Source organism: Streptomyces sp. NPDC013317 (assembly GCF_055563155.1).
Window position 1 is genome coordinate 84,400 of record NZ_JBVHDX010000002.1, and the last position, 20,449, is coordinate 104,848.

The window sequence follows — 20,449 nt, forward strand, 5'->3', positions numbered from 1 at the left end:
CGAATTTCATCGCTTCGGGCTTGCCAGACCGACGAGTCTCGGTGCAGAGTGAAGGCGTGGCCAGTCAAAGCACGAACTCCAGAACCGGTTCCGGTTCGTCCCCGACGATCGATGCCGTCTCTCTGGCGATCATCGAGCAGCTCCAGGAGGACGGTCGCCGTCCGTACGCCGCGATCGGCAAGGCCGTGGGCCTCTCCGAGGCGGCCGTCCGGCAGCGCGTCCAGAAGCTGCTCGACCAGGGCGTCATGCAGATCGTCGCCGTCACCGACCCGCTCACGGTGGGTCTGAGGCGGCAGGCGATGGTCGGCATCAACGTCGAGGGCGACCTTGATCCGGTCGCGGAAGCACTGACTGCCATGTCGGAATGTGAGTACGTGGTCATGACCGCGGGCTCGTTCGACCTGATGGTGGAGGTCGTCTGTGAGGATGACGACCATCTGCTGGATGTGATCAACAAGCGCATCCGAACCCTCCCCGGCGTGCGCTCCACGGAGAGCTTCGTCTACCTCAAGCTCAAGAAGCAGACCTATATGTGGGGAACTCGATAATCGTGACCCAGGACCTGTCCAAGACCGCGTACGACCACCTGTGGATGCACTTCACCCGCATGTCCTCGTACGAGAACTCTCCCGTGCCCACCATCGTGCGTGGCGAGGGCACCTACATCTTCGACGACAAGGGCAAGCGGTACCTCGACGGACTCGCGGGTCTCTTCGTGGTCAACGCCGGCCACGGCCGCAAGGAGCTGGCCGAGGTCGCGTACAAGCAGGCCCAGGAGCTCGCGTTCTTCCCCGTGTGGTCGTACGCGCACCCCAAGGCCGTCGAGCTGGCCGAGCGCCTGGCCGACTACGCCCCGGGCGACCTGAACAAGGTCTTCTTCACCACCGGTGGCGGCGAGGCCGTCGAGACCGCCTGGAAGCTGGCCAAGCAGTACTTCAAGCTGCAGGGCAAGCACACCAAGTACAAGGTCATCTCGCGTGCGGTCGCCTACCACGGCACCCCGCAGGGCGCCCTGTCGATCACCGGCCTGCCGGCCCTCAAGGCCCCCTTCGAGCCGCTGGTCCCCGGCGCGCACAAGGTGCCGAACACGAACATCTACCGCGCCCCGATCCACGGCGACGACCCCGAGGCCTTCGGCCGCTGGGCCGCCGACCAGATCGAGCAGCAGATCCTCTTCGAGGGCCCCGAGACCGTCGCGGCCGTCTTCCTGGAGCCGGTGCAGAACGCCGGTGGCTGCTTCCCGCCGCCGCCCGGGTACTTCCAGCGGGTCCGCGAGATCTGCGACCAGTACGACGTGCTGCTCGTCTCCGACGAGACGATCTGCGCCTTCGGCCGCCTCGGCACGATGTTCGCCTGTGACAAGTTCGGCTACGTGCCGGACATGATCACCTGCGCCAAGGGCATGACCTCGGGCTACTCCCCGATCGGCGCCTGCATCGTCTCGGACCGCATCGCCGAGCCGTTCTACAAGGGTGACAACACCTTCCTGCACGGCTACACCTTCGGTGGCCACCCGGTGTCGTCGGCGGTCGCCATCGCCAACCTCGACATCTTCGACAAGGAAGGCCTCAACCAGCACGTGCTGGACAACGAGGGTGCCTTCTTCTCGACGCTGCAGAAGCTGCACGACCTGCCGATCGTCGGCGACGTCCGCGGCAACGGCTACTTCTACGGCATCGAGCTCGTGAAGGACAAGGTCACCAAGGAGTCCTTCACGGACGAGGAGACCGAGCGCGTGCTCTACGGCTTCCTCTCCAAGGCGCTCTTCGAGAACGGCCTCTACTGCCGGGCCGACGACCGTGGCGACCCGGTCATCCAGCTGGCCCCGCCGCTCATCGCCGACCAGGGCACCTTCGACGAGATCGAAGGCATCCTGCGCTCGGTGCTGACCGAGGCGTGGACCAAGCTCTGACCCTCCCCGCCGTCCCCGCCCCGCGCGGGGACGCAGGACCTCACGCCGCCCTCACGGCGTGACCCCGGCCCGGGTTGCCGCCATCCGAGTGGATGGCGGCAACCCGGGCCGTGTGCTGTCCGTACAAACGGATCTGAATCCTTACGGTGCCCAGTGACCGACAGGCCCGTCCCTTCGTTCCCTCGGACGGGGGAACGCAAGAATCGGATCCGACATCGAGGTGTACGCGATGGCCCCACCGGACAACGACGTGCTCTGGGCGCGTTCCCTGCACTGCACCCTGGAGGGCGCGGACGTCCTGACCGGCGTCTCCCTGGGGGTGCGCGAGGCCGAGATCCTCGCCCTGGTCGGCCCGCGCGGCAGCGGCAAGACCACCCTGATGCGCTGCCTGTCGGGGCAGACCGTCGCCCAGCAGGGCGAGGTCTGGTTCAACAGCAGCCCCGTCCACACCATGACGGCGGTCCAGCGCGAACGGCTGCGCCGCGACCGGTTCAGCTGGATCGACCCCGAGCCCGGACTCGTGCCGGAGCTCACCGCCTGGGAGAACGCGGCCCTGGCGCTCCTGCTGCGCGGGGTCTCGCACCGGACCGCGAAGGCCTCCGCCATGGAGTGGCTGGAGCGGCTCGACATCGGCGCCTGCGCCCGTAAGCGTCCGCACGCGCTGACCCAGTCGCAGCGGCAGCGGATCGCCATCGCCCGGGCGCTGGTCACCACGCCGTCCGTGCTCTTCGCCGACGAGCCGACCGCCTCCCTGCACCGCGCCGACGGGGCGCAGGTGCTCCGCACGCTCACGGCCGCGGCGCGCTCGCACCGGATCACCGTGCTGCTCGCCACGCACGACCCGGAGGTCGCCTCGCTCGCCGACCGCTCGGTCGCCCTGCTCGACGGCCGCCGGGTGGGCTCCTCGTCACCGGCCAACGGGGCGGAGGGCGTCGCCGCGTGCTCGCTCTCCGTCTAGTCCGCGGCACCCACCCCCTCGTGCTGCTGCGGCGCCTCCTGGTCGCCGCGGCGGCCGCGGGGGTCGGCTTTCTGCTGCTCTGCACGCTCGGGTACGCCGTGGGCCACCCGGACCGGTCGGCCGCCGCGACCCTGCGGCTGCTGTGGTGCGTGGTGCCGATGGCCGCGACCGTGCAGTTCGCGGTCGCCGTCGCCCGTACGGACCCCAGCACCCGGCCGCGCCCCGGGCTCTCGGCGATCGGACTCGGACCGGCCCGGCTCACGGCGATCGCCGCGGCCTCGACGGCCGTCTCCTGCACCCTCGGCTCGATGGTCGCGCTGCTGTTCTACCTTCACCTGCGCGGCGACATCACCGGCCTGCCGTTCGACGGCGCGGCCGCCGAGCTGCTCGCCGCGGGCCGGCCGATCCCGCTCGCCGCGGCGCTCACGCTCCTCGCCGTCCTCCCGGTGGCCGCCTCCACGGCCGCCGGCCTCGCCCTGCGGCCGGGGAAGCGCCCGACGGCCCCCGACGGCGTCGAGCGGACGGCGCCCTCGGGGCTGCCCTGGGGCGTGGCCCTGCTCGCGGTCGGCCTCGCCGTCGAGACGTACGCGGGGCAGGGCGCCGACGGCGGCGGGCTGCCGCTCCCGGGGCGCCTCGACGGCAACCCGGCGGGGGTCCTCGCGGGCTGGATCCTCACCGCGATCGGCCTCGCGACGGCGGGCCCCGGCATCACCCACTGGTGCGGCCGACTGCTCCAGACGGTCCGCCCGGGCGCGATCCGACTCCTCGCGGGACGCGTCCTGATGGACGAGTCCCGCCGCATCGGGCGCCCGCTGGGCGTGGTGTGCGCGGTGGCCTCGGGCGCGGTCGCGGCGGCGGCGCTGTACGACAGGGGGACGGGCGGCTTCGGGCCACTGACCGGACTGGGCGCGGTGCTGGTGATGACCTGCACCACGGCGACACTGCTGACGGCGGCCCTGGAGTCCAGGCAGTGCCGTGCCCACACGACCGAGGCCCTGGTCCGCCTGGGCGCCCCGCCCACGGTGCTCCGCTCGGCGGCACTGATGCGCGCGGGCGCGCTGACGGCGGTCTTCCTCCCCCTGACCATCCTGGTCGGCCGCCTGGCAGCGGTCCCGCTGGGGGCGTGAGGGGCGGGGGCGTGAGAGACGGGGCGCGGGGCAGGCGCGGCCCCGCCCATGGCGCCGCACCGCGGCGCCATGGGCGCGCTGGGGCGTGAGCGGCAGGAACACGGGTCCCAGTCCTCGGAGGGCAGTCCCGGTATCGCGGGACACGGCCCCGACACCGCGGCGCGACCGGGCCGGCGCCGGAAGGCGCCGTCGCCGGGGCACCACCGCGTGTGGCGCGGCACCACCGCCCCTGGACGGCGTCGACCGGGCCGGCGCCCCCGGTTCGGGTCCGCGACGCAGGGACCTACGCTGGCCCCATGACCCGCCACGAACGCGAGATCCACACCCCCGCCGAGTTCGACGCGGTGATCGCCCGAGGGTCCCTCCTCGGATACCGGGTCCAGTCGGTCGACCTGACCGACCGGACCTCCGCCCTGCTCTCCACCCCCACCGCCGACGCCGTCTTCCTCGGCTGCGCGCTGCAGCCCGAGGCCGCGGCGAAGGTCCGCGCCGACGGGGCGCTCGTCTTCCCGCCCGTGCCGGATCTCCCGTTCGACCCGTACCGCGCCCGGCTCTACTCCCCCGGTGAACTGTTCGACCGCGTCGAGGGCGAGGGGTACGAGGCGACCCCCGACTTCCTCTCGTACGACTGGTTCCAGCGGACGAAGGCCGACGGCGACGTCTTCGCCTCGATGCTCCGCTCCGTCCACGACGACGCGATCTCCGACGCCCTGGACGAACTGCTCGACGGCGCCCGGGTGGTCGGCGTGATGGGCGGGCACGCGATGGGCCGTGGCGGCGACGCCTACGCCGGAGCGGCCCGGCTCGGCCGGACCCTGGCCCGTACCGGACTCACCGTGGCGACCGGCGGCGGACCCGGCGCGATGGAGGCCGCGAACCTGGGGGCGTACACCGCCCCGCTCTCCGACGACGTCCTCGACGAGGCGCTCGAACTCCTCGCCAAGGAGCCGTCGTTCACCCCTTCCGTCACCGAGTGGGCGCGTGCGGCCTTCGACGTCCGGTCCCGCTGGCCGGAAGGCGGCGACTCGGTCGGCATCCCCACCTGGTTCTACGGCCACGAGCCGCCGAACCCGTTCGCCGGTCACATCGCCAAGTACTTCGCCAACGCCACCCGGGAGGACGGCCTGCTCGCCCGGTGCGACGCCGGTGTGATCTTCCTGCCGGGCGCGGCCGGCACGGTGCAGGAGATCTTCGACAACACGACCCCGAACTACTACGAGTCGCGGGGAGAGCCCACCCCCATGGTCCTGGTGGACACGGCGCACTGGACGGAGCGGCTGCCCGCCTGGCCGCTGCTCCGGTCCCTCGCGGCGGACCGCCCGATGGCGGCCCGCATCGCCCTGGTCGACTCGATCGACGACGCCCCGGAAGCCCTCCGCCGCCTGAGCCCCGAACGCTGAGCACCCGGAAGGCTCAGTCCTCCGGAAGGACCACGACGTCCTCCACGGCGAAGGTCACACCCACCTCCGCGTCCTGCTCCGGCGCGTGGTGGAGCGCGCACTCCGCCTCCAGCGGCGGTCCTTCGGCCGGACGGAGGAGGACCGCGACGTGCGTGCCGCGGAACGTGCGGGCCTCGACCGTGCACGCCAGGCCGTCGGCCGGGGGCACCAGCCGGACACCGCCCGGGCGTACGAGGATCTGCCGCGCGCCCTCGGGCGAACCGTCCGGCACCGGGATCTTGCCCCACACGGTGCCGGCGGCCGCGCCGCTCACCGTCCCGGGCACGACGTTGTCGAAGCCGAGGAACCGGGCGACGAACGCCGAGGCCGGCCGCTGCCAGACCTCCAGCGGTGTACCGGACTGGGCGATCCCGCCGTCCCGCATCACCACGACCCGGTCGGCGAGTGCGAACGCCTCCCCCTGGTCGTGGGTGACGGCGAGCACCGTGGTACCCAACCGGCCGAAGAGTCCGCGCAGTTCGACCACGAGCCGTTCCCGCAGGCCGCGGTCGAGCTGGCCCAGCGGCTCGTCCAGCATCAGCAGCCGGGGGCGGGGGGCCAGCGCCCGGGCGAGCGCCACCCGCTGCTGCTCGCCGCCGGAGAGCGAGGCGACGGCCCGCCCGGAGGCGCCGGGCAAACCGACGAGCTCCAGCAACTCCCTTACTCTCGCGTCCCGTTCGTTCCGCTCCACCCCGTGCATCCGCAGTCCGAAGGCGACGTTGCCGCCCACGTCCCGCTGGGGGAAGAGCTGGTGGTCCTGGAACATCAGCCCGACGCCGCGCCGATGCACGGGCACCCCGGTCTGGTCGGCGCCGTCGAGCAGCACCCGCCCGCCGTCGAGCGCCTGGAGCCCGGCGACGGCCCGCAGCAGTGTCGACTTGCCGCTGCCGCTCGGCCCGAGCACGCACACGATCTCGTGGTCGGCCACCTCCAGGTCCACGGAGTCGAGCGCGGCCCGCTCCCCGAACCGTACGGTCGCGCCCTCGATGTGCAGCATCAGAACTCCCCGGAGGCGGTCCGGCCCGCGCGGAGCCGTTCGAGCAGCAGCAGGGACACCGCGCACACCACCATCAGAATCGTCGAAAGGGCCATGGCCTGACCGTAGTTGAGCTCCCCGGGCCGGCCGAGCAGCCGGGCCACGGCGACGGGCAGGGTCGGACTGTCGGGCCGGGCGATGAAGACGGTCGCGCCGAACTCACCCAGGGAGACCGCGAAGGCGAACCCGGCAGCGATGAGCACCGCCCGTCGCACCAGCGGCAGATCGACCTCGCGCCAGGCCCGCAGCGGCGAGGCGCCGAGCACGGCGGCCGCCTCCCGCAGCCGTTCGTCGACGGCACGCAGGACGGGCAGCATCGTCCGTACGACGAAGGGGACACCGACCAGCGCCTGCGCGAGCGGCACGAGGATCCAGCTCGCCCGCAGGTCGAACGGCGGCTCGTCCAGCGTGATCAGGAAGCCGAAGCCGACGGTGACGGCGGAGACCCCGAGCGGCAGCATCAGCAGCGCGTCGAAGCCGCGCACCAGCCGGCCGGCCCGCCGGGTCAGGGCGGCCGCCGCGAGGCCGCCGATGACGAGGGCGAAGGCCGTGGCGACCAGGGCGTACCGGAGGGAGTTCGCGATCGTGTCCACCATGGGCACCAGGAAGGTGCCGGACGGGTCGACGGACTGCAGGGCGCGGTAGTAGTCGAGCCCGTACCCGCCCGGGGTGTCGAAGGACCGCTCGACGAGCACGGCGAGGGGCAGCACCAGCAGCAGGACGATGGAGGCCAGGACGCCGCCGAAGAGCGCCCACGGGCCGAAGCCCCTGGGCCGCCGCGCGGTCTGCTCGGGCGCCACGAGCTTCAGCGCCGTCTCCCTGCGCCGTACCGTCCGGGCGTGCACGGCGAGGACGACGCCGACGGCCACGAACTGGACGAGAGTGAGGACGGCGGCCGTCGTCAGGTCGAAGCGGTCGACCGTCTGCCGGTAGATCTCCGTCTCCAGGGTGGAGTACGCCGGTCCGCCGAGGATCTGGACGATGGCGAAGGATCCCGCGGTGAACAGGAACACCATCAGCGCGGCCGCGGCGACGGCGGGAGCGAGCGCCGGCAGGGTCACGGTCCGCCAGGCGGTGAAGCGGGAGGCGCCGAGGACGCGGGCGGCCTCCTCCTGGCGCGGGTCGAGCTGCGCCCACAGGCCGCCGACGGTCCTGACGACGACGGCGTAGTTGAAGAAGACGTGCGCGAGGAGGATCGCCCAGACGGTGGTGTCCAGGCGCACGCCCCACAGCTCGTCGAGGAGCCCGCCGCGCCCGACGAGCGCCAGGAAGGCCGTACCGACCATGACGGTCGGCATCACGAAGGGCACCGTGACGACCGCGCGCAGCAGCCCCTTGCCGGGGAAGTCGAAGCGCGCGAAGACGTACGCGCCGGGCAGTGCGATGAGCAGCGTCAGCGCGGTGGAGGCGAGCGCCTGCCAGAGCGTGAACCAGAGGACGTCGAGGATCTCCGGCCGGCTGAGCGTCTCGCCGAACCGGTCGAACCGCCAGGCGCCGTCGGCCCGCAGCCCGCGCTCGACGATCGAGGCGACGGGCCAGGCGAAGAAGAGCGCGAAGAAGGCGACGGGCACGGCCATCAGGCCGAGCCGCGCCGCGCTCCCCCGGCGGTCGGACCGCTTGCGGGCTACTTCAGGACGAGCGAGGACCACGACTGGATCCACTGGTCACGCTTCTCGGCGATCTTCTCGGGCGCCATGGTCTGCGGCTTGTCGACGACCACACCGTGCTTGGTGAACAGCTCGGGCAGCTGGGCGCCCTCGGTGACCGGGTTGACGAACATCTGCAGCGGCATGTCCTCCTGGAACTTCTTCGAGATCAGGAAGTCGATCAGCGCCTTGCCGCCCTCGGGGTTCTTCGCGCCGTTCAGCAGTCCGGCGAACTCGATCTGGCGGAAGCAGGTGCCGGTGGAGACGCCGGTCGGCGCGTCCTTCGGCTGGGGCTCGGAGTAGAGCACCTCGACCGGCGGGCTGGAGGCGTACGAGACGACCAGCGGCCGGTCTCCCTCGGCCTTCTGGCCGCCGGCCGAGCCGGAGAACTCCTGGTTGTAGGCGAGCTCCCAGCTGTCGACGGTCTTCACGCCGTTGGCCTTGAGCTTCTTCCAGTAGTCCTGCCAGCCGTCGTCGCCGTACTGGGCGGCCGTGCCGAGGAGGAAGCCGAGGCCGGGAGAGGACTTCTCCGGGTTCTCGACCACGAGCAGGTCCTTGTACTCCGGCTTGGCCAGGTCGTCGAAGGTCTGCGGGGGCGCGAGCTTCTTGTCGGCGAAGTACTTCTTGTCGTAGTTGACGCAGATGTCGCCGGTGTCGATCGGGGTGACCCGGTGCTCCTTGTCGAGCTTCGCCTCGGCGGCGACGGCGTCCAGGCCCTTGGCCTCGTACGGCTCGAAGATGCCGTTGTCGAGCGCGCGGGAGAGCAGGGTGTTGTCGACGCCGAAGAAGACGTCGCCCTGCGGGGAGCCCTTGGTCAGGATCTCCTTGTTCACGGCCACGCCGGCGTCGCCGCTCTTGAGGACCTTGACGGTGAAGCCGGTCTGCTTGGTGAACTCCGCCAGGACCTCCTTGGAGGCGTTGAAGGAGTCGTGGCTCACGAGGGTCACGGTCTTCGGCGCGGGCTCGCCGCTCTTGCCCGCCGCGCCTCTGACGTCGTCGGCGCCGCAGGCGGCGAGGGTGGTGACGCCCAGCGCGGCGGCGATCGCCGCGGCCATCTTCTTGGTGCTCACTGGAAATTTCCTCCTGGGTGTGACCAGGAAGAGACGCGGCCCTGCCCACCCGAAGGTGGGCAGGGCGCAACAGCTCGAGTTGCGACCGAACTTCCTACCCAGAATGACCTGGGCAAGGTTCAGAGGGTCTGCGGTCCGGTGACCGCACTCTCAGCGCTGTGGCGCTCCCCTGTCGGAATATGGAGATGTGTTCGAGCACAGACTACAAGGTCAGCGCTCCGACGCCGCGAGCTGTCCACAGGCGCCGTCGATCTCCTGCCCGCGGGTGTCACGGACGGTGACGGGGACACCATGGGCGGCGATGGCCTCGACGAAGGCCTTCTCGTCCTCGGGCCGGGACGCGGTCCACTTCGATCCGGGCGTCGGGTTCAGCGGAATCAGGTTCACGTGGACCCGCTTCCCCTTGAGCAGCCGGCCGAGGAGGTCGCCCCGCCAGGCCTGGTCGTTGATGTCGCGGATCAGGGCGTACTCGATGGAGATCCGGCGGCCGGACTTCTCGGCGTACTCCCAGGCGGCGTCGAGGACCTCGCGGACCTTCCAGCGCGTGTTGACGGGCACGAGGGTGTCGCGCAGCTCGTCGTCGGGCGCGTGCAGCGAGACGGCGAGCCGGCACTTGAAGCCCTCGTCGGCGAAGCGGAGCATCGCGGGCACGAGACCGACGGTGGAGACCGTGATGCCGCGCTGCGACAGGCCGAGCCCGTCCGGCTCGGGGTCGGTGAGCCGGCGGATCGCGCCGACGACCCGCTTGTAGTTGGCGAGCGGCTCGCCCATGCCCATGAAGACGATGTTGCTGAGCCGCGCCGGTCCCCCGGGCACCTCGCCGTCGCGCAGGGCGCGCATGCCGTCGACGATCTGGTGCACGATCTCCGCGGTCGACAGGTTCCGGTCGAGGCCGGCCTGCCCGGTGGCGCAGAACGGGCAGTTCATCCCGCAGCCGGCCTGGGAGGAGATGCACATGGTGACCCGGTCGGGGTAGCGCATGAGCACGGACTCGACGAGCGTGCCGTCGTGCAGCTTCCACAGGGTCTTACGGGTGGTGTCGTCGTCGCACGAGATGTGCCGGACCACGGACATCAGGTCGGGCAGCAGCTCACCCTGCAGCTTCTCGCGGGAGGCGGCGGGGATGTCGGTCCACTCGGCGGGGTCGTGGGCGTACCGCGCGAAGTAGTGCGTGGACAGCTGCTTGGCGCGGAACGGCTTCTCGCCGATCGCGGCGACGGCCTCCTTGCGCTCGGCGGGCGTGAGGTCGGCAAGGTGCCGCGGCGGCTTCTTGGCTCCGCGGGGGGCGACGAAAGTGAGTTCTCCGGGCTTGGGCATGGTGCTACCAGTGTCGCAGACGAAACTCACCCCTCTGGGTAGAAGGGGCCAGGGCCGGTAGGCGCCCCTGGCCGACCTGAGAGGCCGCGCGGACGGCCCACGTCACGCTTCGATGGGAGCGAAGCTCCCAGGTCAGAGCCACTTAGGAACCTTCTGTTACGGGCCGTGGCGACCCGTAACAGGAATGTCGCAGCCCGCCAGGACGTCCGGCCGTAGCAATCGAGATCGTCACGTTCGTCAACCGCGACAGCACGACCCGCTCCCCCCGAGGGTTCTGTCTCCTGCTCGTTAGGCGCATTGCCGTTGTCGGCGGTGCAGGTCTCAGAGGAACGCGCCTCATCGTCCCCATGCACTGACTGGCAGCAGCGCGTCGCCCTTGATCCGGAGTGTGCCCGCCTGCGGCAGTCGCCCAGGGCATCCGTGGGGGTGCTCACCGCCCTTGTGAAGCCGCGAAGCTGTCGCCGAGCGCTGCCGTCAGGAGAGGGCAGAGTCCGCTCCGGTGTGGCCGGGGCCAAGCGGGCGTCTTGAGCGCGGCATCATCTGGTCCTCCTCATCGCTCGAGAGGAGGGGCGAGCTTGTGGCTCGTTCGACGGGAAGAAGCCGCACAACTGGCACTGTGCTCGTCGTGCTCGCAGTGCTCATCGTTGGACCGTTGCCCAGAGGGCGGCGCGTGCTGCTCATGGTGTCAGTCTGCCGCCAGGGACTGGGCGTGGCCCCACGGGGAACACCCCCAGTCCCGAAGCCGGCTTACAAGCCCTGCCCGCGTCCCGGCTGGGGAGGCCGGTACGGCTGTCCGTCCGGGCCCGTGCTCCGGGTCGCGCTCGTGCGCCTCGTGCCCGTCGTACCGCGAGAGCCGGACGCGCCGGCCCCGCGGCCTCGGTTCTGGCCCACCATCCACTGGGAAGCAGCCGCCTGAGTCGGGGTCAAAGGCGCGTCGCCCTGCTGCGGCGGCACCCGAGCGGGCTCAGGCTCCTGGGCTCGCTCTGTAGCCGGTGCCGGCGCTGTCGCCGTAGAAGGGTCCGAGTTTCCGAGGGCCGACTCCAGCTCCGCCCACCGGAGCTCGCGCGAGACCTTCGACGCGGCTGCCCACACCTGGGCGCCCTCACCGTCGGTCCACCCCGGCAGACTGAAGCTGTAGCCGGACATTCGTCCGCCCTTGCCGACATTGGCCCGGTACCCAACCCCTGCTTCCTCGAGTGCGGCCTCGAAGGCCTGGCGCCCGCCGCCGGCGGATGCGTCGCGGGCGGCGCGGACAAGTTCGCGCAGCTGCTCGCGCTCCGGCCGCTCGGCTCCCCGGCGCTGGGCGGCGGCCCTCTCCGGTCCAGACACCTGCGGCGCGATCCGGTTCGACCGCTCCTCCGCGTTGGTCAGCCCGTGCTCGGCCTCCAGCGCGCGGACGATCGGCCTCGACCTCGCGTAGTCGTGCGAGTCGCTGGCCAGCTCACCGGACCAACGGACGCGGGACACCGTGAGGTGTACGTGGTCGTCACCGTGGCGTACGGCCACCCATGGCACGTCCGGGCCCCACATCCTTCCGATGTACTGCTCGGCGATCTGACCCCAGCGCTCGTCGGTGAGTACGCCGTCCTCGTCCGGTAACGACAGGCTGCAGCGCCAGATCGGCCGGGCGACGTCGGCCCGTCTGCGGTTGTGCCGGTCGATAATCCGAGCGACTTGCTGCGGGGTTCCTGGGACCGACCCGGCCACGATCCGCGGGTCCTTGTGCTCCTCACGGTGCCCGGGGCCGAAGTCGTACCGCAGCGCTCCTCCGGCCCGCTTCCCCTTCGTGACCTTGGCTATCACGCGTCGGTCCCGTGGTCATGGTGCTCGTCGTCGGCAGTGACGCGGTCCGGGCCAAGCCCGCGCAAAGCCAGGGCGGCTCTCCCGATCTCCTCAACGGCGGCCTGGATCGCGGCCGGGAGCTCTCGCTCTTGGTGCGTGTAACGGGTGAGCTGGTTCAGGTTGTTGGCTGCTTGAACGAGTTGCCCGTAAGCAGCTTGGTTAACCAGCGGCACGACCGGCAAGTCCCCCGGGACACCTTTTCGGCCGGTCAAGGCCTCGGTCACAACGGCCCGTACCCACGCGCCCAGCTCCTTGCGGCCTGTCTCGGCCCGCGCTGCGTGCCATTGCTCCAGCTCCTTCACCGTGACCCGCACCGACACGCAATGAGCGCGCCGCTCACCCGGCGTCCCTCGCACCATTCCCCGTTCCCCTCCCGCTTGGTGATATCTGATCATCTAACCCGACGTACCCTGCACGGCACCCCGCCCCCTGGCATGGACTGGACAAGCGCCAAGACAGCCGGTCCACCGGTGGAGGGTTCCTGATGCCACAGAGTCGCGTACGGTCGGGTGGTATGAAAAGCGAGACCCCCAGAGACGCGGACGGCAACAAGCTGTGTGCGTGGTGCGGCGACAAGATTCAGCAGTCCGGCGTCGGAAGGAGTCGCGACTACTGCTCGCGGACGCATCGCGAGTACGCGTATCGCGCCCGCCGCGAAGCGGAGCTGCGGCTCGTCGCCTACTCGCGCGGCAGGGCAGATGAACGGTCTGTTTCGCCAGCTGTAGAACCCAACAGACTGCCAGTTCCATCAGCTCATGAAACCCCCTCTGCCGGTCGGGGCGCAGATTCGAGCCGCGTGGTCGCCCGGGTTCGGCCGGTGCCAGTCCGGCCGGTACCGATAGAGGACTGGCAGCGGCAGAGTCCGGTTGCCATGCCTTCAGCGCCACCCCGGGCTGCAGGCGCGACCGAGGCTCCATAGGGCTCCGCGAAGTGCATGCTTTTCAACATTATTGGGGCCACGATTGCGCAACCCTCTACCGCCGTGTCACACTGAACGCCATGATGCAGAAAGCACCGTCTCAGCTTCGAGCTGACGCTGAAGAGGCTCTCCGAGAGGCAGGGCAGACCCGCATGCGATTGCTCGCCGAATTGGAGGCCATCGACACCGAACTGCGACCGCTGATCATGGAAGCGCGCCGAATGGAGGTGCCCCTTCGGAAGATCACGGCGCTTACGGCGGTTGCACCCAACACGATCAGGGCATGGGCCCGGCAGGAAGGCGCGTGACCGGCGCCTCGCTCCGGCTGGTGAAGACCTCCTGACTGCGCCTTGAATAAGGAGAGCCTTCCAAACAGCTAGCTCTCAGGGGAATTGGCCGCGGGTGTCAGCGGCCGAACCCACCCGGCTCCCCGGGGCGTTCGGGGCGAGGAACATGCAACGCGGCAGGGTGCAAGTACCTCACAGCCGGAGGCTCACAGCGTCTCAGCCGCACCCAAGAGGGCGCGGGAGGGGATTCGAGCGCGTCAGGAGTGGTCACGCTTCAGGGAGTCCCTGATGCCCTCTGCCCGCTCGCGGACGTGCTTCACCGTCTCGCGGATCCTGGTCTTCGCCTGGTCCGTCCTGCCCTCGGTCTCCAGCCGTTCGTTTCCGGTGATCTTTCCGGTGACCTCCTTGAGCTTGCCCTTGGCCTTGTCCATCGCGTTGCTCATCGTCTGATCCCTTCGGCGGCCCGTCGGCTTACGTCCACGCTAGATCCGGGCGGTCCGCGGCGCCCCCGCTCAGCCGCCGGTCCGTGGAGAGCCCGGCTGGGTGGACGGGATGCGCGGCGTGAAGAACAGAGCGAGGAGCGAGCACAGGGCGAGGATCGCCAGGGCCGCTCGCAGGCCGTCCAGACGGGCGGCCGCGTTCGCCTCCAGGGCTGCCGCGGTGACCGCCTCGGAGGTGCCCGCCTCGTCGAGCGCCGCCGTGAGCTGGGCGTCCGAGAGGAAGGGGACACCGCTCTGGAGTTCCACGGCGGCCCGGCTCTTGACGTCGGACGGGATCGCCGGATTCTGCTCGACGCTCGTGAGGAACGACCCCGTGAGCGCGGCGATCAGGAGCGACCCGGCGAGGGCCGTACCGATCGAGGCGCCGAGATTCGTGACGGCGTTCTGCACGCCGCCGACCTCCGCGCTCCGGCTGTCGGGCACGGCTGACACGGTCACCGCGCCGAGCTGTGAGGCCAGCGCGCCCATGCCGAGCCCGATCAGCAGCAGCGGGACGGTGACGATCTCCGCGCCCGCGTCGGCGTCGAGTGCCGCCATCAGCGCGACCGCGCCCGCGAGCAGCGCGAACACCCCGAGCCGGACCACTCGCCGCGGCGAGACGTCCGGGAGGAACCGGGGGATCAGGACGGCCGCCGCCAGCAGCGTCAGCGAGAGCGGCAGGATCCGCGCCCCGGTCGCCAGCGCGGACAGCCCCAGGGCGACGGAGAGGTAGAGGGGGACGACGAAGAACACGCCCATCTGGACGAGGTACTGGAAGAAGAACATCGTCAGACCGCCGGTGAGCTGCTTGTTCCGCAGCATGGCCGGGTCGACGAGCGGCTCCCCGCCGCGCGCGGCGAGCCGCGCCTCCCAGCGGAGGAAGAGCCAGACCAGGAGCAGGCCCACCAGCATCGACCACACGACCATCGAGACGCCGAGCCAGGAGGGCGCGTCCGGCTTGGGCCGGAACCAGCCCCATTCGTCCGAGCGGAGCACGCCGTAGACGAAGATCCCGAGTCCGAGCGAGGACAGTACGGCTCCGACGAGGTCGATCCGCGAGCGCTCCTCGCCCACGGCGTCGGCGATCCGGCGGGCGAACACCAGGATGACGAGCACGACGAGGACCTCGCCGGCGAAGACCCAGCGCCACGAGAAGTACGTCGTGGCGACGCCCCCGATGAGCGGCCCGAGGGCGATGGCCACCGCTCCGGCGGCCGCCACGATCCCGTACGCCGTGGGGCGTCGCTCCGTGGCGAAGTTGCCGGCCACCAGCGCCACGATCGCGGGCATGATGAGCGCCGCCCCGATCCCTTCGAGGAAGGACCAGCCGACCAGCAGCACGGGAAGGTTCGGTGCCAGCGCCGTGGTCAGCGAGCCACAGCCGTAGATCACGCAGCCGATCATGAAGGCACGTTTGCGCCCGATCAGCGCCCCGACCTTGCCCCCGGGGATCATGAACATCGCCATCACGAGCGTGTAGGCCGTGATGGCGCCCTGGATCCCGGTGACGGTGGTGCCCACGTCGTCGGCGACCGTCGCGATCGACACGTTCATGACGGAGCTGTCCAGCGCCATCAGGAACTGACCGGCCGCGAGCGTCAGCAGGACGAGACGCGCCCCCGCCGGAGCTTCCGGACTTCCTCCCCTGGGTGCCATGGCCGCATCGTGCCAACGACGACCCCGAGGAAACCGAGACCCGCCGCAAGCGTCCACCACATGGCCGTACCCGCGGTGCCGACGCACGAGGGGCCCGCCGCTCGTGAGCGGCGGGCCCCTCGTGAGGGAGCGTGGAAGATCAGGTCGTGCCGACGAACAGCACCAGCAGCAGCCAGACCACCGGCGCCGTCGGCAGCAGCGAGTCCAGGCGGTCCATGATGCCGCCGTGGCCCGGAAGCAAGGTGCCCATGTCCTTGATGCCGAGGTCTCGCTTGATCATCGACTCGCCGAGGTCACCGAGCGTCGCGCTCGCCGCCACCGCCAGCCCGAGCAGCAGGCCCTGCCACCACGAGCCGCCGTCGACCAGGAACTCCATGCACAGCGCACCCGCCGCCATCGCGAACGTGACCGCTCCGACCAGGCCCTCGCGGGTCTTGCCGGGGCTGATCCGCGGGGCCAGCTTGTGCTTGCCGAAACGCCAGCCGATCGCGTACGCCCCGGTGTCGCTGACGACCGTGAGCAGCAGGAACGTGAGCACCCGCTCCGCGCCGTCGTCGGCCGTGAGCATCAGTGCCACGAACGTCGCGAGGAACGGTACGTAGAACGCGGCGAAGACGCCCGCCGTGACGTCTTTCAGATAGCCCTCGGGCCGTTCCGTCATCCGCCACACGAGCACCGCGAGCGCCGTCAGGGCCATGGCGACCCAGGCCCCCTCGGCGCCGCGGACGTAACCGGCCACGACCATCGCCGCACCGCCGACCGCCAGCGGGACGAGCGGCGCCTTGATGCCCTTGCGCTCCTGGAGACGGGAGGTGAGCTCCCACAGACCGACCACGACGGCGACCGCTATGACGCCGACGAACGCGGCCTTCCAGATGAACAGGGACGCGATGATGACGGCGCCCAGACCGACACCGACCCCTATGGCAGCGCCCAGATCGCGCCCCGCGCTCTTCTTCTGCGGGGCAGCGGGCTGGGACGGGCTGGACATGGGCTCCTGCGGGTGCTCGTTCGGCGTCTCGTCACGGAACAGGGGACCGCTCGGCTGAGCGGCCCCCCGGTCGTGGTCGTCCTGGTGATCGCCGGCGGGGACGTCGGGCACGATGGGCATGGGCCGAGTCTGCGCCGCCTGCAGCCCATCGTATGCGGGACCCGCCGGGGCAGGCCCCTGGTCGGGCCCCCAGTAGCCGGAACCGGCCGGGGCCCCCCAGGAAGAGTCGTTCATCAGACCTCGAGCAGCTCGGCTTCCTTGTGCTTGAGCAGCTCGTCCACCTGCGCGACGTACTTCGCGGTGGTGTCGTCGAGCTCCTTCTCGCCGCGGCGGCCCTCGTCCTCGCCGACCTCGCCGTCCTTGACCAGCTTGTCGATGGTCTCCTTCGCCTTGCGGCGGACGGAGCGGATGGAGATCTTGGAGTCCTCGGCCTTGCCCTTGGCGACCTTGATGTACTCCCGGCGGCGCTCCTCGGTCAGCTCCGGGAACACCACACGGATGATGTTGCCGTCGTTGCTCGGGTTGACGCCGAGGTCCGAGTCACGGATCGCCTGCTCGATGTTGCGCAGCGCGCTCTTGTCGAACGGGGTCACGACCGCCATGCGCGGCTCGGGAACCGAGAACGACGCCAGCTGATTGATCGGCGTGATCGCACCGTAGTAGTCCGCCACGATCTTGTTGAACATCGCCGGGTGCGCACGCCCGGTGCGGATCGCGGCGAAGTCCTCCTTGGCGACCACGACGGCCTTCTCCATCTTCTCCTCGGCCTCGAGGAGGGTCTCTTCGATCACCACTTGCTCCTGCGTGTCGTCGCGTCTTGTCCTGCACGGTGTACGACCGGCAGGGCCCTGTCCATCCCCAGGCGGGGAGGTACCCGGTTCGAGCCGAGGCTCAGGCCCGGGTGCCCTGGTCGTTCACGAGAGTGCCGATCTTCTCACCCTTCACCGCGCGAGCGATATTGCCCTCGGCGAGCAGTTCGAAGACGAGGATCGGCAGCTTGTTGTCGCGGCACAGCGTGATGGCGGTGGCGTCGGCGACCTTGAGGTCGCGGGAGATGACCTCTCCGTACTCCAGCGCGTCGTACTTCACCGCGTCCGGGTTCTTCTTCGGGTCGGAGTCGTAGACCCCGTCGACGCCGTTCTTGCCCATGAGCAGGGCCTCGGCGTCGATCTCCAGGGCACGCTGGGCGGCCGTGGTGTCGGTGGAGAAGTACGGCATGCCCATGCCGGCGCCGAAGATGACCACACGGCCCTTCTCCAGGTGGCGCACGGCCCGCAGCGGGATGTACGGCTCCGCGACCTGACCCATGGTGATGGCGGTCTGGACGCGGGAGTCGATGCCCTCCTTCTCCAGGAAGTCCTGGAGGGCGAGGCAGTTCATGACGGTGCCGAGCATGCCCATGTAGTCGGAGCGGGCCCGGTCCATGCCGCGCACCTGCAGCTCGGCGCCGCGGAAGAAGTTGCCGCCGCCGATCACGACCGCGATCTCCGCTCCGTCGCGTACGACGGCGGCGATCTCGCGGGCGATCTTGTGCACGACGTCGGGGTCGACGCCGAGACCGCCGCCTCCGGCGAATGCCTCACCGGACAGCTTCAGCATGAAGCGGCCGGCCTTTTTGCCGTGGTTGTCGTCGCCCTGTACGGCGCTCTGGTTCATGGAGATCTCCTCGTGCACATACGACGAAGGCCATTGCCGGTGGGTCCTTGCGGTTTCCCGTACGGCAATGGCCTCCTCGTCAGAACTGCGGTCGTCCTACGCGAGCGTGGGCGACTGCTTCAGACCCTACCCGGGCCCGGTGTCCGTCGCGTACGGACTCAGATGCCGACCTTGATGCGCGAGAAGCGCTTCAGGGTGACACCGGCCTCGTCCAGGATCTGCTGGACGGACTTCTTGTTGTCCAGCGCGTACGGCTGGCCGAGCAGCGTGGCGTCCTTGAAGAAGCCGTTGACGCGACCCTCGACGATCTTCGGGAGCGCGGCCTCGGGCTTGCCCTCGGCGCGGGTGGTCTCCTCGGCGACGCGACGCTCGGTCTCGACGACCTCGGCCGGGACGTCCTCACGGGTGAGGTACTTCGGCGCGAAGGCGGCGATGTGCTGCGCGACGCCCTTGGCGACCTCGGCGTTCTCCTTGTCGAACTCGACGAGAACACCGATCTGCGGGGGCAGGTCGGGCATGGTGCGGTGCATGTAGGCCGAGACGAAGCCGTCGGCGAACTGCGCGAAGCGGTCGAGAACGATCTTCTCGCCCAGGTTGGCGTTGGCCTCGTCGACGTACGCCTGGACCGTCTTGCCGGGCTCGATCTCGGAGGCGAGCAGCGCCTCGAGGTCGGCCGGGGAGGTGGCGGCGACGTGGGCGGCGAGCGCGTTGGCGACGGCCTGGAACTTGTCACCCTTGGCGACGAAGTCCGTCTCGCACTTCAGCTCGACGAGGACACCGGAGGTGTTGTCGTCGGCGATGAGGGAGACGACGGCGCCGTTCTCGGCAGAGCGGCCCTCGCGCTTGGCGACGCCCTTCTGGCCCTTGATGCGCAGGGCCTCGACGGCCTTGTCGACGTTGCCGTCGGCCTCGTCCAGAGCCTTCTTGCAGTCCATCATGCCGGCGCCGGTGAGCTCACGGAGCTTCTTGACGTCAGCGGCGGTGTAGTTCGCCATGAGTCTGAGTTTCTCTCTCGAAGTCTGAAAGATCTACGGGTGGACGGCGGGGGCAACGCGCGCCCCCGCCGTCGACATCCGATACAACCAACCGGACCTGGCCTGTGAAGGCCAGGTCGTGGGTCAGGCCTGCTCGGCCTCGGCGGCCGGAGCGTCGGCAGCCTCGGCGGCCGGGGCGGCCTCGGCGGCCGGAGCCTCGGTCTTCTCGGCCTCGGCGGCGGCCGGAGCCTCGGCCTCGTCAGCCTTCTTCTCACCCTCGAGCAGGTCGCGCTCCCACTCGGCGAGCGGCTCGCCGGCGGCCTTCTCGCCCGGCTTCGAGTCGCCGGTCGCGGCGCCGGAGCGGGCGATGAGGCCCTCGGCGACGGCGTCGGCGATCACGCGGGTGAGCAGGGTGACGGAGCGGATCGCGTCGTCGTTGCCCGGGATCTTGTAGTCGACCTCGTCGGGGTCACAGTTGGTGTCGAGGATCGCGACGACCGGGATGTGGAGCTTGCGCGCCTCACCGACGGCGATGTGCTCCTTCTTGGTGTCGACGATCCAGACGGCGCTCGGCACCTTCTGCATCTCGCGGATACCACCGAGGGTCTTCTCCAGCTTGGCCTTCTCGCGGGAGAGGACCAGGAGCTCCTTCTTGGTGAGGCCGGACGCGGCCACATCCTCGAAGTCGATCTGCTCGAGCTCCTTGAGGCGCTGCAGACGCTTGTAGACGGTGGAGAAGTTGGTGAGCATGCCACCGAGCCAACGCTGGTTGACGTAGGGCATGCCGACACGCGTCGCCTGCTCGGCGATGGCCTCCTGGGCCTGCTTCTTCGTACCGACGAACATGATGGAGCCGCCGTGGGCGACGGTCTCCTTGACGAACTCGTAGGCGCGGTCGATGTACGACAGCGACTGGAGCAGGTCGATGATGTAGATGCCGTTGCGCTCGGTGAAGATGAAGCGCTTCATCTTCGGGTTCCAGCGACGGGTCTGGTGACCGAAGTGGACGCCGCTCTCCAGCAGCTCCCGCATCGTGACGACGGCCATGGCCGTATCTCCTTGTGTTTCTCGGTTATGTCCTGACACCCCGGCGCGCCGTGCCGCGAGGGACCGAAAGGCGCTGCCACGACCGGTGAGGGC

Annotated in this window: 19 protein-coding genes; 6 read left to right on the forward strand and 13 right to left on the reverse strand. The window is 70.2% G+C overall.

Translation table 11 applies throughout. The features are described from left to right. Positions 1-56 precede the first annotated feature (56 nt). The 5 genes from ACZ3IJ_RS05110 to ACZ3IJ_RS05130 all read left to right on the forward strand — a co-directional run bounded on the left by ACZ3IJ_RS05110 (position 57) and on the right by ACZ3IJ_RS05130 (position 5,397). Positions 57-548 carry an Lrp/AsnC family transcriptional regulator gene (locus ACZ3IJ_RS05110; protein ID WP_352191863.1) on the forward strand — a complete coding sequence of 164 codons (492 nt, stop codon included), beginning with the start codon at positions 57-59 and terminating at the stop codon, positions 546-548. Further along, positions 533-1,912 (forward strand): aspartate aminotransferase family protein, encoded by a 1,380-nt coding sequence (locus tag ACZ3IJ_RS05115; protein ID WP_352191864.1) that lies wholly within the window; start codon positions 533-535, stop codon positions 1,910-1,912. The genes ACZ3IJ_RS05110 and ACZ3IJ_RS05115 overlap by 16 nt, the downstream gene beginning before the upstream one ends. Before the next feature lie 229 nt (positions 1,913-2,141). Further along, on the forward strand, positions 2,142-2,870 hold the full coding sequence (locus tag ACZ3IJ_RS05120; protein WP_467466337.1) for an ABC transporter ATP-binding protein: 729 nt from the start codon (positions 2,142-2,144) through the stop codon (positions 2,868-2,870). After that, positions 2,852-3,997, forward strand: a complete 1,146-nt coding sequence (locus ACZ3IJ_RS05125) for a hypothetical protein (protein ID WP_467466338.1) — start codon at positions 2,852-2,854, stop codon at positions 3,995-3,997. Before ACZ3IJ_RS05120 ends, ACZ3IJ_RS05125 begins: the two co-directional genes overlap by 19 nt. Before the next feature lie 296 nt (positions 3,998-4,293). Continuing rightward, on the forward strand, positions 4,294-5,397 hold the full coding sequence (locus ACZ3IJ_RS05130) for an LOG family protein (RefSeq protein WP_467466339.1): 1,104 nt from the start codon (positions 4,294-4,296) through the stop codon (positions 5,395-5,397). Between the two features lie 13 nt (positions 5,398-5,410). Here the strand turns inward: ACZ3IJ_RS05130 and ACZ3IJ_RS05135 are convergent, their stop codons facing one another. The 6 genes from ACZ3IJ_RS05135 to ACZ3IJ_RS05160 all read right to left on the reverse strand — a co-directional run bounded on the left by ACZ3IJ_RS05135 (position 5,411) and on the right by ACZ3IJ_RS05160 (position 12,649). Further along, positions 5,411-6,433 carry an ABC transporter ATP-binding protein gene (locus ACZ3IJ_RS05135; RefSeq protein ID WP_467466340.1) on the reverse strand — a complete coding sequence of 341 codons (1,023 nt, stop codon included), beginning with the start codon at positions 6,431-6,433 and terminating at the stop codon, positions 5,411-5,413. Next, on the reverse strand, positions 6,433-8,049 hold the full coding sequence (locus ACZ3IJ_RS05140) for an ABC transporter permease (protein ID WP_467466925.1): 1,617 nt from the start codon (positions 8,047-8,049) through the stop codon (positions 6,433-6,435). The genes ACZ3IJ_RS05135 and ACZ3IJ_RS05140 overlap by 1 nt, the downstream gene beginning before the upstream one ends. Positions 8,050-8,096: 47 nt before the next feature. Continuing rightward, complete coding sequence (locus ACZ3IJ_RS05145; protein ID WP_467466926.1) at positions 8,097-9,173, reverse strand: thiamine ABC transporter substrate-binding protein; 1,077 nt, start codon at positions 9,171-9,173, stop codon at positions 8,097-8,099. Positions 9,174-9,398: 225 nt separating this feature from the next. Then, positions 9,399-10,505, reverse strand: coding sequence for a dual-specificity RNA methyltransferase RlmN (rlmN, locus tag ACZ3IJ_RS05150; RefSeq protein WP_361603639.1), 1,107 nt, complete (start codon positions 10,503-10,505; stop codon positions 9,399-9,401). A 747-nt stretch (positions 10,506-11,252) separates the two neighbouring features. Continuing rightward, complete coding sequence (locus ACZ3IJ_RS05155) at positions 11,253-12,308, reverse strand: relaxase/mobilization nuclease domain-containing protein (RefSeq protein ID WP_467466341.1); 1,056 nt, start codon at positions 12,306-12,308, stop codon at positions 11,253-11,255. Continuing rightward, positions 12,305-12,649, reverse strand: a complete 345-nt coding sequence (locus ACZ3IJ_RS05160; protein WP_467466343.1) for a MobC domain-containing protein — start codon at positions 12,647-12,649, stop codon at positions 12,305-12,307. Before ACZ3IJ_RS05160 ends, ACZ3IJ_RS05155 begins: the two co-directional genes overlap by 4 nt. A 697-nt stretch (positions 12,650-13,346) precedes the next feature. On the opposite strand from ACZ3IJ_RS05160, the gene ACZ3IJ_RS05165 reads away from it, so the two are divergent. Continuing rightward, complete coding sequence (locus ACZ3IJ_RS05165; RefSeq protein WP_467466344.1) at positions 13,347-13,574, forward strand: hypothetical protein; 228 nt, start codon at positions 13,347-13,349, stop codon at positions 13,572-13,574. 236 nt (positions 13,575-13,810) lie between these two features. Here ACZ3IJ_RS05165 and ACZ3IJ_RS05170 read toward each other — a convergent pair whose 3' ends face one another. The 7 genes from ACZ3IJ_RS05170 to rpsB all read right to left on the reverse strand — a co-directional run bounded on the left by ACZ3IJ_RS05170 (position 13,811) and on the right by rpsB (position 20,356). Next, positions 13,811-13,996: a CsbD family protein gene (locus tag ACZ3IJ_RS05170; RefSeq protein ID WP_467466345.1), complete on the reverse strand. Its 186-nt coding sequence runs from the start codon at positions 13,994-13,996 to the stop codon at positions 13,811-13,813. A gap of 69 nt (positions 13,997-14,065) precedes the next feature. Then, a complete protein-coding gene (locus ACZ3IJ_RS05175) occupies positions 14,066-15,688 on the reverse strand; it encodes an MFS transporter (protein WP_467466347.1) in 1,623 nt (540 codons plus the stop codon). Positions 15,689-15,827: 139 nt separating this feature from the next. Further along, a complete protein-coding gene (locus tag ACZ3IJ_RS05180; RefSeq protein ID WP_383177428.1) occupies positions 15,828-16,913 on the reverse strand; it encodes a phosphatidate cytidylyltransferase in 1,086 nt (361 codons plus the stop codon). Continuing rightward, positions 16,913-17,470, reverse strand: coding sequence for a ribosome recycling factor (gene frr / locus ACZ3IJ_RS05185; RefSeq protein ID WP_158990977.1), 558 nt, complete (start codon positions 17,468-17,470; stop codon positions 16,913-16,915). The genes ACZ3IJ_RS05180 and frr overlap by 1 nt, the downstream gene beginning before the upstream one ends. Before the next feature lie 100 nt (positions 17,471-17,570). Beyond that, positions 17,571-18,335 carry a UMP kinase gene (gene pyrH / locus ACZ3IJ_RS05190; RefSeq protein WP_352191873.1) on the reverse strand — a complete coding sequence of 255 codons (765 nt, stop codon included), beginning with the start codon at positions 18,333-18,335 and terminating at the stop codon, positions 17,571-17,573. A 158-nt stretch (positions 18,336-18,493) separates the two neighbouring features. Beyond that, positions 18,494-19,330, reverse strand: coding sequence for a translation elongation factor Ts (tsf, locus tag ACZ3IJ_RS05195; RefSeq protein WP_467466348.1), 837 nt, complete (start codon positions 19,328-19,330; stop codon positions 18,494-18,496). Between the two features lie 123 nt (positions 19,331-19,453). Then, positions 19,454-20,356 (reverse strand): 30S ribosomal protein S2, encoded by a 903-nt coding sequence (rpsB, locus tag ACZ3IJ_RS05200; protein WP_467466349.1) that lies wholly within the window; start codon positions 20,354-20,356, stop codon positions 19,454-19,456. Positions 20,357-20,449: the final 93 nt, after the last annotated feature.

Excerpts from the sequence above, each read along its gene's own strand:
- ACZ3IJ_RS05180 (WP_383177428.1), bottom strand. The coding sequence starts at position 16,913 with ATGAACGACTCTTCCTGGGGGGCCCCGGCCGGTTCCGGCTACTGGGGG.
- ACZ3IJ_RS05165 (WP_467466344.1), top strand. The coding sequence starts at position 13,347 with ATGATGCAGAAAGCACCGTCTCAGCTTCGAGCTGACGCTGAAGAGGCT.
- ACZ3IJ_RS05130 (WP_467466339.1), top strand. The coding sequence starts at position 4,294 with ATGACCCGCCACGAACGCGAGATCCACACCCCCGCCGAGTTCGACGCG.
- ACZ3IJ_RS05120 (WP_467466337.1), top strand. The coding sequence starts at position 2,142 with ATGGCCCCACCGGACAACGACGTGCTCTGGGCGCGTTCCCTGCACTGC.
- ACZ3IJ_RS05135 (WP_467466340.1), bottom strand. The coding sequence starts at position 6,433 with ATGCTGCACATCGAGGGCGCGACCGTACGGTTCGGGGAGCGGGCCGCG.
- rlmN (WP_361603639.1), bottom strand. The coding sequence starts at position 10,505 with ATGCCCAAGCCCGGAGAACTCACTTTCGTCGCCCCCCGCGGAGCCAAG.
- ACZ3IJ_RS05140 (WP_467466925.1), bottom strand. The coding sequence starts at position 8,049 with ATGGCCGTGCCCGTCGCCTTCTTCGCGCTCTTCTTCGCCTGGCCCGTC.
- tsf (WP_467466348.1), bottom strand. The coding sequence starts at position 19,330 with ATGGCGAACTACACCGCCGCTGACGTCAAGAAGCTCCGTGAGCTCACC.
- ACZ3IJ_RS05170 (WP_467466345.1), bottom strand. The coding sequence starts at position 13,996 with ATGAGCAACGCGATGGACAAGGCCAAGGGCAAGCTCAAGGAGGTCACC.
- rpsB (WP_467466349.1), bottom strand. The coding sequence starts at position 20,356 with ATGGCCGTCGTCACGATGCGGGAGCTGCTGGAGAGCGGCGTCCACTTC.
- ACZ3IJ_RS05145 (WP_467466926.1), bottom strand. The coding sequence starts at position 9,173 with ATGGCCGCGGCGATCGCCGCCGCGCTGGGCGTCACCACCCTCGCCGCC.
- ACZ3IJ_RS05175 (WP_467466347.1), bottom strand. The coding sequence starts at position 15,688 with ATGGCACCCAGGGGAGGAAGTCCGGAAGCTCCGGCGGGGGCGCGTCTC.
- pyrH (WP_352191873.1), bottom strand. The coding sequence starts at position 18,335 with ATGAACCAGAGCGCCGTACAGGGCGACGACAACCACGGCAAAAAGGCC.